This window comes from Streptococcus danieliae (assembly GCF_013415245.1).
Taxonomy (GTDB): domain Bacteria; phylum Bacillota; class Bacilli; order Lactobacillales; family Streptococcaceae; genus Streptococcus; species Streptococcus danieliae_A.
In genome coordinates this window covers 1-15,357 of record NZ_JACBXX010000105.1, presented here as the reverse complement: position 1 = coordinate 15,357, position 15,357 = coordinate 1, and the positions used below count along the sequence as shown (strand labels likewise).

The 15,357-nt window shown below is 42.3% G+C and carries 9 protein-coding genes; 1 reads left to right on the top strand and 8 read right to left on the bottom strand.

The window, feature by feature from the left end; all coding sequences use genetic code 11:
- Positions 1 to 382 precede the first annotated feature (382 nt).
- The 6 genes from parC to parE all read right to left on the bottom strand — a co-directional run bounded on the left by parC (position 383) and on the right by parE (position 10,462).
- Positions 383 to 2,812, bottom strand: a complete 2,430-nt coding sequence (gene parC, locus HZY94_RS04360) for a DNA topoisomerase IV subunit A (RefSeq protein ID WP_179925156.1) — start codon at positions 2,810 to 2,812, stop codon at positions 383 to 385.
- A gap of 156 nt (positions 2,813 to 2,968) precedes the next feature.
- Positions 2,969 to 4,216 carry a restriction endonuclease subunit S gene (locus HZY94_RS04355; RefSeq protein WP_179925155.1) on the bottom strand — a complete coding sequence of 416 codons (1,248 nt, stop codon included), beginning with the start codon at positions 4,214 to 4,216 and terminating at the stop codon, positions 2,969 to 2,971.
- A 17-nt stretch (positions 4,217 to 4,233) separates the two neighbouring features.
- Positions 4,234 to 6,249 carry an HsdM family class I SAM-dependent methyltransferase gene (locus HZY94_RS04350; RefSeq protein ID WP_179925154.1) on the bottom strand — a complete coding sequence of 672 codons (2,016 nt, stop codon included), beginning with the start codon at positions 6,247 to 6,249 and terminating at the stop codon, positions 4,234 to 4,236.
- A 302-nt stretch (positions 6,250 to 6,551) separates the two neighbouring features.
- Positions 6,552 to 7,637, bottom strand: coding sequence for a hypothetical protein (locus HZY94_RS04345; RefSeq protein WP_179925153.1), 1,086 nt, complete (start codon positions 7,635 to 7,637; stop codon positions 6,552 to 6,554).
- A gap of 224 nt (positions 7,638 to 7,861) precedes the next feature.
- Positions 7,862 to 8,491, bottom strand: coding sequence for a protein adenylyltransferase Fic (gene fic / locus HZY94_RS04340; RefSeq protein ID WP_179925152.1), 630 nt, complete (start codon positions 8,489 to 8,491; stop codon positions 7,862 to 7,864).
- 30 nt (positions 8,492 to 8,521) lie between these two features.
- A complete protein-coding gene (parE, locus tag HZY94_RS04335) occupies positions 8,522 to 10,462 on the bottom strand; it encodes a DNA topoisomerase IV subunit B (protein WP_179925151.1) in 1,941 nt (646 codons plus the stop codon).
- A gap of 279 nt (positions 10,463 to 10,741) precedes the next feature.
- Here parE and plsY point away from each other — a divergent pair, with 279 nt between their 5' ends.
- Positions 10,742 to 11,401, top strand: a complete 660-nt coding sequence (gene plsY, locus HZY94_RS04330; protein WP_179925150.1) for a glycerol-3-phosphate 1-O-acyltransferase PlsY — start codon at positions 10,742 to 10,744, stop codon at positions 11,399 to 11,401.
- A 120-nt stretch (positions 11,402 to 11,521) separates the two neighbouring features.
- On the opposite strand, the gene HZY94_RS04325 is transcribed toward plsY, so the two are convergent.
- Positions 11,522 to 13,183, bottom strand: coding sequence for an NUDIX hydrolase (locus HZY94_RS04325; protein ID WP_179925149.1), 1,662 nt, complete (start codon positions 13,181 to 13,183; stop codon positions 11,522 to 11,524).
- A 241-nt stretch (positions 13,184 to 13,424) separates the two neighbouring features.
- Positions 13,425 to 15,176 carry a fructose-1,6-bisphosphatase gene (locus HZY94_RS04320; protein ID WP_179925157.1) on the bottom strand — a complete coding sequence of 584 codons (1,752 nt, stop codon included), beginning with the start codon at positions 15,174 to 15,176 and terminating at the stop codon, positions 13,425 to 13,427.
- Positions 15,177 to 15,357 lie beyond the last annotated feature (181 nt).

The window sequence follows — 15,357 nt, the reverse complement described above, 5'->3', positions numbered from 1 at the left end:
CCATATGAATTGAAAGGAAGCCATTTTTAGGCTATATTGTACTCACTATTTATAGATTGTAAAATTCTACCCACTACAGTTGACAAAGAGCCTAAAATAAAATGCATCAAATCACGGGACTCCTCCCACTTGATTTGATGCATTTTTTGATAGATCCTCTGTCTATTTTTCTTCCCACCCCCGCAAGGCTGATTAGGTTCTTTTCCGAGCTTGAAAAGCGAACGAAGAGGCCAATCAGCTACTGCGTCAAAGGCATTTTATCAACCAAGGTCAAAGAGGCTAGACTTTTGTCACAGCCTTCTTCTTACGCCTGCGTCTCGCTACCTCATTTGGATTCAAAATCGCTTGAGGAATGATTTTACATTGGAAATAGTATGAAAAACTATTTATCAGTTCCTACTCCCACCTTCAGATAGGCTTCTGCTAGGCCTGATTCAGACAGTTGCTCATCAATAAAGCTACCATTAGAGGTCCGCTCCATGAGACGCAGCTGGTCCAACTCAACTGAATAAGCACGGCCAGCTTGATCCAAAACCTCCAAGATACCTGCGCTATCAGCGGCAATAGCTCCCGCCATGAAAACGCGATGCGGTGCTTTTTTCAATTCTTTCAAGACTTGCAAGCCGCGACCAGCACGACCGGCTAGTGGGAAATCCGCAAGGCGATTGGCCTTGATGGCACCACGTTGCGTCAAGAGGTAGAAGGTCTCAGAGGTGACTGGAAAGGTCGCCACCAGCCAGTCATCCGCCTTCAAATTCATGGCCTTAACCCCGGCTGCCTTGGCTCCAACCTGTGGCACATCCGCACCCGCAAAATGCAGGGCATAACCCAGGTGACTGATCGCCAGGACCGACTCCTGACCAATTGGGGCCACTGCAATGACCTGATCGTCCGCCCCCTTCAACTTCATATAGACCGTGGCCTTAGACTTGTAGGTCCGCCAAGGTTTGAGATCCGCCAGCGCCAGACGCTTGATTTGACCAGACCGGCTGGCCACCACATAGGTCCCCGCCTCAAAGTCAGACACCACTTGCGCAAACACAACCTCTTCTTCCTGGCCAAAATTACTGATTGACTGGCTCAGATGCTCCCCCAAATCCTTCCACCGAATATCCGTTAGCTCGTGGACTGGGCGGTAGATGACATTTCCCTTATTGGTAAAAAGGAAGAGGTGCTGGGTTGTTTGACAGGCTGCCAGCAGAATTAAATGGTCGTCCTCCCGCTTGCCCATCTCTTCCAGATTGGAAGCAGAGAAGGAACGAGGACTGGTCCGCTTGATGTAGCCAGCCTTTGTCACTGACACATAGGTATCTTCCGCCACAATCAGACTGGCACTGTCAATCTCAATCGTCTGAGCCTGGTCCTGCAATTCTGATAAACGAGGATTGGCAAAGGTCTTCTTAACCTGACGCAATTCCTTTTTCATGAGGTTAAAGAGGGTTCCCTCATCGCCAATAATGGCTTGCAGGGTCTGGATCGTTTCTTCCAGCTCTGCTTGCTCGGCCAGGAGGATTTGAACATCCGTATTGGTCAGGCGATAGAGTTGCAAGGTGACAATGGCTTCCGCCTGCTCCGGCGTGAAATCATAGGTCACTTCCAAGTTCTTCTTAGCATCCGCCTTATTTTCCGATTGGCGAATCAGTGCAATAACTTCATCCAAGATCGACACCACCCGGATCAAGCCTTCAACAATGTGCAACCGTTTTTCCGCCTTGGCTTTTTCAAAACGACTGCGGGCTAAAATTACCTCTTGACGGTGTTGGATGTAACTGGTCAGAATCCGGTGGAGACCAACTTGCCGGGGTGTGGAGTGGTCAATCGCCACCATGTTGAAGTTGTAGTTGATTTGCAGGTCACTGTATTTAAACAGGTAGTTCAGAATCAAATCAGCCTTGGCGTCCTTTTTCAACTCGATCGCAATCCGCAAACCAGTCCGGTCGGTTTCATCTCGAACCTCCGCAATCCCAGCGACCTTATTGGCCACTCGAATATCGTCAATCTTCTTCACCAGACTAGCCTTGTTGACCTCATAAGGCAGCTCTGTCACCACAATTTGTTGCTTACCACCCTTAAGAGACTCAATCGCTGTTCTGGCACGGACAACCACCCGGCCCTTACCAGTCTCATAAGCCTTACGGATTTCATCCTTGCCTTGGACAATCCCGCCTGTTGGGAAATCAGGTCCCGGTAGGAAACTCATCAACTTATCCAGCTTGGCATTGGGATGATCAATCAAATAGATTGTGGCATCAATAACTTCCGCCAAATTGTGCGGAGGAATATCGGTCGCATAACCGGCCGATATTCCAGTCGCCCCATTAACCAGCAGATTCGGGAAGGCGGCGGGCAAAACCGTTGGTTCTTTTTCCGTATCATCAAAATTCCAAGCAAAGGGAACGGTCTCCTTGTCGATATCCAACAAGAGATAATCGGAAATCTCCGACAGGCGAGACTCGGTGTACCGCATGGCCGCCGGTGGATCCCCATCCATGGAACCATTGTTCCCGTGCATCTCCACCAGGATCTCCCGATTCTTCCAATCCTGACTCATCCGCACCATGGCATCATAGATCGAGCTATCTCCATGAGGGTGGAAATTCCCCATGATATTCCCTACAGCCTTAGCCGACTTCCGATAGCCCTTCTCAAACGTATTGCCATCCTTATTCATAGAATAAAGAATCCGGCGCTGAACCGGCTTCAAGCCATCCCGAATATCCGGGAGAGCCCGATCCTGAATTACATATTTGGAGTAACGCCCAAAGCGCTCTCCCATAATGTCCTCAAGGGACATGGTTTGAATATTACTCATAATATTCCTTCTTTGTTTTTTTATTTTTTGATATTCGCCTTAAGTAGTGAGGTATGTTAATAAAACTTCGGTTTCACGACTAGGTAGGCATCTAATTATCACTACAACGGCGATAATCTAAAATAATTTACTCACCTACTTAAGACTGGTGAATTATTATTCCCCTTGACTTACTACTTCCTTCGTTGCTGCAATTTTCTTATTTGTCCACTCAATTAAGTCCCTAATAACCAATTTTTCAACAGCACGAATAAGATCGGACATGAAATCGTAATCTGGTTCTTTATTCATTGTTGGAAGGAGCAATTCAAATCCGTTTATATCCTCTAATTTATAACCACTTTGCTGTCCATCATATTGAGAAACAAATTTCTGTATATAAGTTATTAAATAATAAATAGAACGCTTTGACAATTTCTTTTTCGGTCTAAGTTTGTTAATGTTCTGTGACGTATAATAAGGTTCTATTTGATATTTCACGTATTTATAGTTTCCAATGACTGTTGCAGTGACCGTCTTACCCTCATTAGGTTCAAAATTTTGTTTAGAAATTAACCCTTTAACACCATTATTTTCTGAAACACGACCAACAAAGTTTATCCCTGCAGTTTGAAAAGTTAATTTTCCTTCATCAAGACTTCTCGTTCCCGTAATATCAAACAATGAAGAAAGTACATAACTTCCCCACTTCCCTACTCTATGCTGCTCTGCTCTGCTCTGCTCTGCTCTGCTCTGCTCTGCTCTGCTCTGCTCTGCTCTGCTCTGCTCTGCTCTGCTCTGCTCTGCTCTGCTCTGAGTATCGTTCAGTTTGGCAAATCTGTCAAGTATTTGTTCATCTTTTTCAGTTAGATGATAATCTTTTAATCCAGTTACTGTTAGATACGCCTCGAGTGTCTCGATGCGTTCCGCCTCGAGCGTCTTTATATATTCTTCCATGTGTGAAAATTCAATTTCTCCATTTCGACTAGGTAAGATTATCTCTAAATTTTCCAAACGAGATTTCTGAACGCTAGGTCTATCATTCCCAGACCACATTGGACGCACCTTATTAATAAGAGCCGCAATATAAATCTTACTTTCATCTGACATCGTCTTATAGTTCTCATTTGTAAAAATACCCATACAATGCCCACCAACAATAAACGGTTCTGTCTGTAAAAAAACAGTCCCTGCATACTCACCATCTTTAGAAATGGTTAATTCATGATTATAACTCTGCTCACTATATGAATAAAAGTTTATACCATTTCTCGTAGTTGCTCCAGTAATAGTGTTAACCATCCCATCTCGTTTTTCACTATATCTATTATGAATAGGAGGCTGACTTCCTGAAACTACATTAAATAATTTAGAAATTTTATAGGCTACATACCCTCCCCCAGCTTTTTCAAAGTCTTCTTCCAACTTCTCCAGTCTGGGGCTTAAGCTTTTTTTGAGATGTCTTCTCCTTTTTGTTGAAGTAGTTGAGTGACCTCCCACGAAAGATAATCAGCTACCGTTTTCTTGAAATCTTCTAGGGTTGGTTTTGTATCAATGATTTGATGTTGTTCAAAGTTCCAATCATTTCCTTTATCAGTGATGAAATCTTCGATATAAACTTTGTCTAAATCCCAGTCCGCTTGAATTTCAGCGCGCTTACCTGCCTTATACATTTTTATAATATCTTGGTAACGATTAGTTGGTTGATTAATCTCGGTGATTCCCCGTTTGGTTCGTTTATAACCATCATTTCGAAAATCAATGAATTTAACAGTCTTAGCAAAATCATGTTTTTTGTGAGCTTCAAATATATAAATGGACGTCTGCACTCCAGCCATAGGATTAAACAAATCAACTGGCATTTTTATCGAAGCCAATAGTGTATGTTTTCTCAAAATAGAGGTTGCTGTATCCGTAGCTTTTCCAGAGCCAGCACTATCTTGAATGATAATCGCTCCCAGACCTCCTTTTTCCATTTTATCTAAACCATACTCAATGAATGGAAGTCCATTTTCAGAATAGGAAAATGGAGGGTTCAGTAAAACACGATTGGCTTGAAAATCCGTAAACAGTTTTTCTGGACGATTGAAGGCAGAGCCTTTCTCAATACGACTAGAACCATCACCACGCAAAATCATATTGGTTGTCGCCAAGGTATACATCTCTGCATTGAGTTCAATTCCTAAAAGATTATCCTTTTTTAATTTTAGAATTGTTTCCTCAGCTCTAGTCGTCCCTTTACCATATTCACGATTGGCATCGTCTATCATAAGCTCCATAGCCGAAATCAGAAACCCAGCTGATCCTGTTGCTAAATCCATGACCTTATTATCCATTTTAATATCCAAGATTTCTGCCATCATCTTAGTGACATAAGGTGGAGTCAAAACAATCCCAATTTCTTTTCCATCTCCAAGAGCATACTTGAGAAATTCCGAATACATCTCTCCCATAATATCAATATGGCCACCTAATCCATCAATAGCTTTAAAAATATATTCGTAGATAAAAGTAAAAATTTGCTTAGTTACAGAGGATTGAGGTTCTTGGATTAATTTAGCAACTTCTTTATCATTATCAGTTAGATCATCGCGCTGCCTATCTTTCGAAATTTCAGCAAAGGATGCTAACATCAGTTCTCTCTTATTGTCTTGAATCCCACGTTCTGTTAAAAAGGAATCAATGTGATTCACTACTTTTCGAGCATCCCGTCTATTATCAGACTGAATCCCTTTTAAATCATCTGGAGTTAGTCCCTCATCAATCAGATTCCCTTTTTGATCCTCTATTTTTTGCATAGCCAAAAGCATCCCCGATACATAAAGAACACGCTGGGGAGCTGTAATATTATGATTGTGCATAAGACGATTCAGCTTTTGAGCGTAAGAATGTAAAGCTGCTTGACTATCAATTAAGATTTGATGTTTTTCTTCTTCTGTCAGTCGAGCTTCCTTGTAAAAATTATTAAAAGACTCTTTATTTTCCAAGAAGTCTAAACTCACCGTCTGCTTCATTTCTTTATGAGCAGTGGGAGATGAACCAAAGACATAGTAGACTCTTATCGCCACATTGTCCTTGGTATCTCCAGCAACCCCAATTGTAATGACTTCTTGATACTTCCCAGAAGCAATCATAGATCGTGCATAATGTAGAGCTCCATTGACCGCAAAAGTTTGGATTGATTTATCATCTATCTTAATCCCATCCTTTGTCTGCGATATTAGTTTTTTTAACCCTAGTTTATTCTCAATAATGACAGGTACTTTATATTTTTCAAGGTGAAAGTCTGGTTTCCCAGAATTTTTTTTACTGTTGGTCTTTGCAGACCCTTTCAGCGATTCTTTCATATAATCACTGAAAGCTGATTCCTCATTATAATCTTGATGTTTCTTTAAGTCCAACCTTGTAAATTCAGCTTTAACCCAGTCATTCACATCTGTTTCTAATTTCCAATTCATTTTTCACTTCCAAATTTCATATGCTATTCCGGTAAATATTTCTGCTTGGTAACAATTATAACCCGATAATAAAAGAAGGACAAATTCCTTTTAAAAATGGGGGCTTTCCAAGGTTACTTGTTGAAGCCTTTAGCAGTAGATACTTAAACATGGCTTCTGATTATGGCATTGAATAGACATCGTATTCCATTCTATTACCTTGACCAGATTAATCCTAAACATCTAGTGCACCCCAAGACGAACGCTTCAACAATCTCCCTGTTCTAGGATTATACTCAGAGTATTCTCTAACAATCCTCTTCTTATAAGTACTCTTCAATATCATCTATAAAGTTTTCCATAGAATTTCCTTGTATAACAACAGTCCCGGTATCAAAAAAATTAATACTTAAATTCACTTTCTCGCTGTTTTTTTCTTGTTTAAACTGTATTTGTTGTGCATTTTGTATTCTTCTATCTTGTAATATCTTATAATTTTGAACAACATATTCCTTTAATCTATCTGACCGTTCTTTTGATAAATGGAATGTAATATTGCCATGAGTTCTTTCAACAGTACAAGGTTTACCTTTATTAGTCCGATAATTATGAATCTTCCTATCACTATCCTTGAAATACACCCGCATCGCTTCTTGACAACCTTTATTATAAAAATTAGAATAGTCAAATTTAGCTTTTGACAAATCAAATCCCACATCTATATTTGGGGTAAAATAGTGTTTCACTTCATCAGGATTTGGAAGCTGAGTAAAGAACAGCTCTGTTCCGATCGGGAGGATATCACCTTGATTTCTAAAAACAACTTTCACTTCAAAATAAACTGGATCCTTCTTACTTAATAATTCCGAGATCTCTTTTTCAACTTCAGCTTGTGCCTTATTAGCTAGCGAAAATTGTGTGAAAATATTCTTTTCAAGGCAATCTATATGACTCTCAGACCACAGTTTTCCCTTAGTAACTCTATCTTCATATTTTTTATACAAAACCTTCTTGTCTATAACATATTGATGAAATCGACGTGCAAAAATATGTCCTCTATCAAAATACCAAGCCGTTTCCCCCTTTGGAATATTTCCTGCTGGATAGCCTTTCGGTCGGCCTTTCACTTTCGATGAGTTACCATCTTGTTTTGTCGAATTTGGTCGCAGTACCGTTTTCCAACCTCTTCTGTAATAACTGGAGTTTGCTTCTATATCAGCAATTCCTGGTAAATAGTAGTAATTTTCCTTCGGATTCCACTCTATCTTTTGTGTTTCCACTGAAGGCATCCTAAAATCCGAACAAAAATATTTAATTTTTTCACTTCTGTCACTAAAATCCAAGAAAGTTTTCAACTCATCGATATCTTTCAATCCCAAACGATTAAGAACTTCGTTTTCAAGCATCATAGACTTCTCCTCCTATGCATAAAGATCTCGACTTTTTCATATCAATTTACCAAAAAGTAACATCAGTTTATCCTCAATCGGTTTACAGTAGGGGTAGACTTTTCTCCCGATCCTTTCCAGTACCAATATAATATACTAACTCCTATTTTGTAACAGGGTGAAAAAGATAACTCAAGAGTTAATTAATAACTTCTTTCATTTTTACAACTCATAGGATTAAAAAGTCACTCCCCACTTTCATCCCCGATTCCTGTAAACATTTCTGCTTGGTAGTAGTTATAGCCCTCATAATAATAAGAATGGTCCAGGCCTTTAAAAAAAGTTACTCTTCCAAGGTCATCTGTTAAAGCCTTGAGCAGGAGGTATTTGAGTTCCCCCGTTGAAACATGGCTTCTGACCATAGCGTTGAAATAGGCATCCTTATCGACAGCATTCCAGTCAACCACCTGTCCCAGACTAGCCCGAAGCATACAGTCCAACCAAATGCGCATGCTTCGACCATTTCCTTCACGAAAAGGGTGAGCAACATTCATATCAGCATACTTATCAATAATTTCATCAAAGGTTTGATGGGGAAGCTTATCGATGTAAAGGAGCGATTGTTCTAAGAAAATCCGGGGAGCAAACTGAAAATTATCCTTGGCAATATTCACATCCCGGATTTTTCCAGCGAAGTCATAGATTTCCTCAAAAAGAATCTCATGAATCTGAGCCAGGCCTTTGAAAGTGCCGATTTCTAAGGCAAACAACTGGCCACTCTCAAAGAGTTGAACCGCCTTTTTCTTGCTTAATTCTTCTTCCCTGCGAGCCAGTTGGGCAGCATTGTCAATTCCTAACTTATTGGCTAAAACCATTTCCGTCCTCCTTCACTAGGAGCTGTTCCTTTAAAAGACTCCTGATTCTTCCAAGGTAAAGGTCACATTCTCTTCAATCCACTTGCGGCGGGGTTCGACCTTGTCCCCCATGAGGGTGGACACGCGCCGTTCTGCGCGGGCAACGTCGTCAATGGAGACCCGAATCAGGGTGCGGGTCTCTGGATCCATGGTGGTTTCCCATAGCTGGTCGGCGTTCATCTCCCCTAGTCCTTTGTAGCGTTGGACGGTAGCCCCTTTGCCGAAGTCTTGCCGGAGGGCTGTTAGTTCCTGGTCGGTCCAGGCATAGGCGACCTCTTCTTTTTTACCGCGGCCCTTGGACATCTTGTAGAGCGGTGGCAGGGCGATGTAGACGCGACCGGCTTCAACTAGTGGTCGCATGTAACGGTAGAAAAAGGTTAAAAGAAGGGTCTGGATATGGGCACCGTCCGTGTCCGCATCAGTCATGATGATGACCTTGTCGTAGTTGGCATCGTCCAGGTTAAAGTCTGCCCCGACTCCTGCACCGATGGTGTAAATCATGGTGTTGATCTCTTCATTTTTCAAAATATCGGTCATCTTGGCCTTGGCCGTATTGATCACCTTACCACGCAGGGGCAGGATGGCTTGGAATTTCCGATCCCGACCTTGCTTAGCCGAACCACCGGCAGAGTCCCCTTCGACCAGGAAAAGCTCGTTCTTGGCAGCATTCTTGGATTGGGCAGGGGTTAGCTTGCCAGATAGGAGCCCCTTATCCTTTTTCTTCTTACCAGACCGGCTGGCATCACGCGCCTTTCTTGCCGCCTCCCGAGCGTCACGCGCGCGGATAGCCTTACGAATCAAGTTGGCGGCCAATTCCCCATTTTCCATTAGAAAATAGGTTAATTGCTCACTCATGATCCCTTCCACAAAAGGCCGGGCCAAGGGGCTTCCCAGCTTATCCTTGGTTTGCCCTTCAAACTGCAAGTGCTCTTCGGGCACTAGCAGGGACAGCACTGCCGTCAGCCCCTCGCGGTAGTCGGAACCATCGAGGTTCTTCTCCTTCTCCTTGAGGAGGCCGGTCTTCCTTGCATAGTCATTCATGGCCTTGGTCAGGGCCGTCTTGAGGCCGGTCTCATGGGTTCCCCCATCCTTGGTACGAACATTGTTCACAAAGGATAAAATATGGTCAGAATAACCATCATTATATTGGAGCGCGACCTCAACTTGGAAGCCTTGATCTTCTCCTTTAAAATCCAAAATAGGCGTCAAGACTTCCTTCCCTTCGTTGAGGTAAGCCACAAAGTCTTGGACCCCATTCTCGTAATGGAAAGAAACGGCATCCCCAGTCCGATCATCCTCCAGGCTTAAGGTGACATCCTTGAGCAAAAAGGCGGACTCATTCAAACGATCGGCAATGGTACCAAACTTAAACTGAGTCGTCGAAAAGATGGCGGGATCCGGCATAAAGTGCACCTTGGTTCCTGACTGAGATTTCGGAGCCTTACCAATCTTCACAAGCCCCGTTACCGGCGTCCCCCCCTGTTCAAATCGTTGGCGGTAAACAGCCCCGTCACGGGTAATCTCAACCTCCAGCCACAGCGAAAGGGCATTGACAACCGACGAACCAACTCCGTGGAGCCCCCCAGAGGTCTTATAACCACCCTGGCCAAATTTACCACCAGCATGGAGCACTGTAAAAATAACTTCAACCGTTGGCTTGCCCATGGCGTGCATCCCAACTGGCATTCCCCGCCCCTGGTCAGCAACAGAAATGGAACCATCCTCATGGATCCGCACATCAATGCGATTACCGAAGCCAGACAAAGCCTCATCCACTGCATTGTCAACAATCTCCCAGACCAGGTGGTGCAAGCCCACGCCATCTGTTGAACCAATATACATTCCTGGACGCTTGCGAACAGCGTCCAAGCCTTCTAAGACCTGAATGGCATCATCATTATAGGCTGTCAAACTGACCTCTTTTTTTGCCATGGTGTCCTCCTTGTTTTCAGTACTTTCTATCTTACCAATTTTTCCTAGAATTGCAAATAAAGGCCTATTCTAAAGCACAATAGAGAGCCTAAACCGTTCCGCTTTTCAGAAATACCCCAAAATACGAACCGGAGCTAGGCGATGCTCCTTTCACTTCAAAAGCGAACCTCTATTTGAAAGGATGTGCATGGTCTGCTTGAGATTTTTAGACAGTATAAAAGTCTTCATTTGAATCATCTTTTTTGCCTGCCTCCTGCCCAACTGTGCTATACTATTTTTATGATTATCTTTTGCTTTCTTATCGCCTACCTGCTAGGCTCCATACCGACAGGGCTTTGGATTGGCCAATACTTTTTTAACATTGATCTACGGACCGAGGGATCTGGCAATACCGGAACCACCAACACCTTCCGCGTGCTGGGCAAACAGGCGGGGATTATTACCTTTCTAGTTGATTTTTTTAAAGGAGCGCTTGCAACTTACCTGCCCATGCTTCTAGGTCTCCCAGTCTCTCCGATTTTATTCGGCCTGGCAGCTGTTTTAGGCCACGTTTTTCCAGTCTTTGCCCAATTCAAGGGTGGAAAAGCTGTGGCGACCAGTGCTGGAGCTGTTTTCGCCTACTCCTTTGGCTTCTTTATCTACCTCGCCATTATTTTCTTCGGTATTCTCTACCTCTTCAGCATGATTTCCCTATCCAGCATGGCTGCGGCCATCTCGGCCATTCTCGGCGTGCTGATTTTCCCTGCCATTCATTTTCTCATCCCCCAATCCGATACAGCCTTCACCCTGACCATTATTGGCATCTCGCTCTTAATTTTGTTGCGCCATCGCAGCAATGTTGTTCGGATTATGGAAAAAACCGAAAATATTGTTCCCTGGGGAATCAATATTAGCCAACAGAAACCCAAAAAGACTTCCTCAGAGAGCGAGGAAGAGTAATATCTTTTGACCCAATCAAGGTCAAAACCACACTGGAAGACTCCCATCTTGATCCATTTCAAGAGTGGAAATCACAGTGTGGTTTTTCTTTTTTGCCCAGTCCCTGCCTTAAATCGGCCACTAACCCAGCTTCTTAATCCACTGGACTAAATGAGGATTTAAGGATTGATAAGAATCAACATCCCCAGCAGAAACCCAAGCCCAATCGTCAAATTCGCTGCGATCAATGGTCAAGTCTGAGATGTCCTCAACCTCTGCATAGTAGAGATAGACAATTCGTTGATGGGCTTTATTGATAAAAATTGAATCGAGGTAGTGAAAATGGAGAACATCCAAATTCGTTTCTTCCTTGCATTCCCTAATAAGAGCCTCTTCGATTCCTTCATGGTATTTAACCTTGCCTCCTGGAATATTCCAAATATTAGGGGCAATTCTAGCAGTTGAGCTTCTCTTACAAAGCAAATAGTTCCCCTTATACTTTATAAGCAACTCGACAGCGAATCTAAAATGTTCCTGGTGAAATCTCTGAGATCTATTCCGTTCTAGTTCAGATAATAGTGAAAGGGAGGCTTTCTGCTGCCTAAGACTTGACCGGGAATCCTTGTCTAAAAAATAATCCCTTAACTGGTCAAAATCAGCTGCCTCAGCTTGTTCGAAATCGAAAACCTCAACAGGTTTACCGCCGATTATTGCCGAATTGCGGAAGACTCGGATTTGGAAAGAATCAAATCCTCCTGTCTGGTTATTTTCTGCCCTTTCAGATATCTGATAGCCCAGAACTTTGATGGTTAAAAGAGGACCAACAGAGATATCGACGACTTCCTGTTTCAGTCTAGTATTTTCATAAGAACTAGCCTCTGGTAAATCAATCCAAGCTCCTCTCACTAAACCAGACTGGGCGACTTCGAGACGGGCTGTTGTGAGAATGTTTTCATCTTGATCTTTATAATCAATGATCGCTGAAACATCCATTGGTCCAAGATTTTTAAGGAGGTCCAGATTGTCATAGGAATCATCCTTTTCATAAATATCCAATTTTTCATGAAAATCTTTTCCGAAATAGCGATAAAAATCATTCAATCTGTAATCGGTTGCCAGCAGGGAAGGCTTGGAATAAGAAAACCCATTCTCCTCGTTAATTTCCATAAAAAAGGCTAGGAGGTCCAGAAGCTGATAACCGCTGTGCATCAATTTTCCATAACCAGATGTAGACGGAGCATTTTCCCGTACAAAATTCTCACTAGGCAACCCCCAGATTCCATCCGAATAGGAAATACTTATCTTATTTATGGGAACCTGAAACTCCCTAACAACTTCGCTGAGCAGTTCACGAATTTTCTGATAACCTTTGTGGGCTCGTCTTGGGGCTTGAATCTCAAACATCTTTGTTAGACTATTTTCCCACTGATCCAAGGTTTCTTGGTATTCATTCATAATTGGACGATCACACAAGACATCGATGCCGTTTTTTAAACAAAAATTAAGATAGGGCCTATAGCCAGGTACATCTGTTGAGATCAGTGCCTTTTGGATTGCATACTGAGTTATTTTTTCTTGTACCAGCTGTTCATCTTTTGCGGGTAAGATATTTGAATGTCCCATGAAACGATCAAGGAGTAGCAATTCATAGTGCAGGCTTGTCTCGGATAATAAACTCTCTAATCGCGCTTTTTCCGTCAGAGAATCAACAATGATAACCTTATCAATCCACTCTTCTTTTGCCAAAAACTCCAAATAAAATCTTTGGGCATGCAAACCTAGGCCAAACAAGATACAATTCATAGCGGAACCTCCTTGAAAATTAATGGCATCATCATAAATATTTATCCATGAGTATTTACAGTATACCACAAAATCCAATGACTTTAGATTTTCTACATATATTACTAAAGAGACTAAAAAGATTCCAGAGTCACTCAAAACTCTGGAATCTTTTTATATCCTAAGTGACAGATAGGACTAGAGGTCAGGCAAAGCCAATTGACAAGGTCAACTCAATGAATCTTAGTTCTGTCCTACTCTCTTAGTAGTCCTCATAGTGAGTATATAACCACTCCAAATCTTGAATTTCCTCTTTAAAGGCCTTATGGGCAACCAACTCCAAACCGTAACTGTTTGAAACCAGGGTATAGCCAGCTAAACCTGTTTTCTTCTGGTAACCTTTGGCAAAACCGCCGTCGATGACCAAAAGTTTTCCCTCTGCTTTGATGGGATTTTCACCGTCAATTTCACGAACAGGAGTATGGCCATTCACGATATGGCTTTCCTTTTCTAAGCCAAATTCCTCCAAAATCCCTTCACAGATATCCGCTCGTTGGCGTAGCCTGTAATAAGCATTTTTTTCTTCCTTATGAGTCGCTTTATCTTCAATATAATAGCGTTCGAATGTTGTCATAGCTGCTTTACCAAACAGAGACGAGCATTCCCCCACCCAAAGATACCAAAATAAATCGGTTGCCAAATCATTATCAACCGTAGGATTCCGGTAAGATTGACGAATCTGTTCCTCATAGAAATCGAGCAGACTTTTACCTCGATAGAGGGCCTGTCCAATCCGTAAGGATTTAAAATCACCGTTATCATGCATTGGAATACACCCGTGATAGAGCAGCATGTCATTATAGCTCAAATACATAGAACCATGTTCAAACAGAAAATCAACATGTCTCTTCAATCGCTCTGAAGCCAAAAAATTACGTCTTAACTGCTCAAGGATCTCCATCTCCTCGGATGTCAGTTGATCCGGTTTTTCAGGGTTGATACAAGTTGCGTTAAAATCCCGCAGAGGATAGCTGCTTTCCCCAAGTTGAATCTTTGCTTCCTTAAAATTGATTTTTTGAAGCAAACGCCGATGGTCTAACTGGAAATCTGGTCGTCTTTCGATTAAAGCATCTTCCAATTTAAACTGCAAAATGGCAGTCGCCTGCTGCAGCTGGTTTAAGAGATTGCTCTCCTCTTCCGTAATGTTCCCCTCATCAAGAATCGGTACAAAGGCTGGTTTTGGCTGATAATGAGTTTGGCTATAAGCGATAAGTGGTCTGAGGTTAATCCCATAGCTATCCTCTATCAAGCTTAAATTATTATATCTAGCTGAAATTCGCACAATATTAACCATACAGATGAGCGATCCAGCCATAGCTCCCATCCAGGTTACATCGTGATTCCCCCACTGAATATCGACCGAGCGTAAACTGGCCAAACGATCTAAAATCAAATCAGGCTCGGGTCCCCTATCAAAAATATCGCCAACAACATGTAGGTGATCAACAGCCAAACTTTGGATGACTTCCGATAAAGCTTCCACAAGATTTTCGAGTTGATCCAGTTGTACAATTTTGTCAATCATCACTTGAAAATACTGGGCTTTGGAGGCTGATCGCTCAATCTCAGCTACCAGTTCTTCAATAATATAGCTAAACTGACTTGGAAGTAGCTTCCGTACCTTGGACCGCGTGTATTTACTTCCCATGTACTGTAGCAGTTTCACCAAGTCCGGTAAAACCTGCTCCAGATACTGCTCGACGTAAACACTCCCACGACGCTCTCGTATAAGGGCTATTTGCTTTGTCGGATAATAGATCAGCAAGGCCATCTCATCTTTGTCAGAATGAGAAAGATCATCTCCAAAATATTCATCAATTTTCGTACGGATTATTCCCGAACCATTTCTTAAAAGATAATCAAAAGCACCGTGCTCACCATGTAAATCGCTCACAAAAAATTCTGTCCCTTTTGGCAGATGTTGAATCGCTTCAAGGTTTATAATTTCCGTCAGGACTGAACTTTGGCTCTATAATTTCTATAGTGGGTAACGACCCAAAATAGGGATTATAGGGCTTTTTGAGGTACAAAAAAAGCCCCATATGACCTATAATGAATAGTGACCAAACCAACATTAGGAGAATCATATGGAACTTATTTATAATACCACAGAATTACTCGGAATTACAGATAGA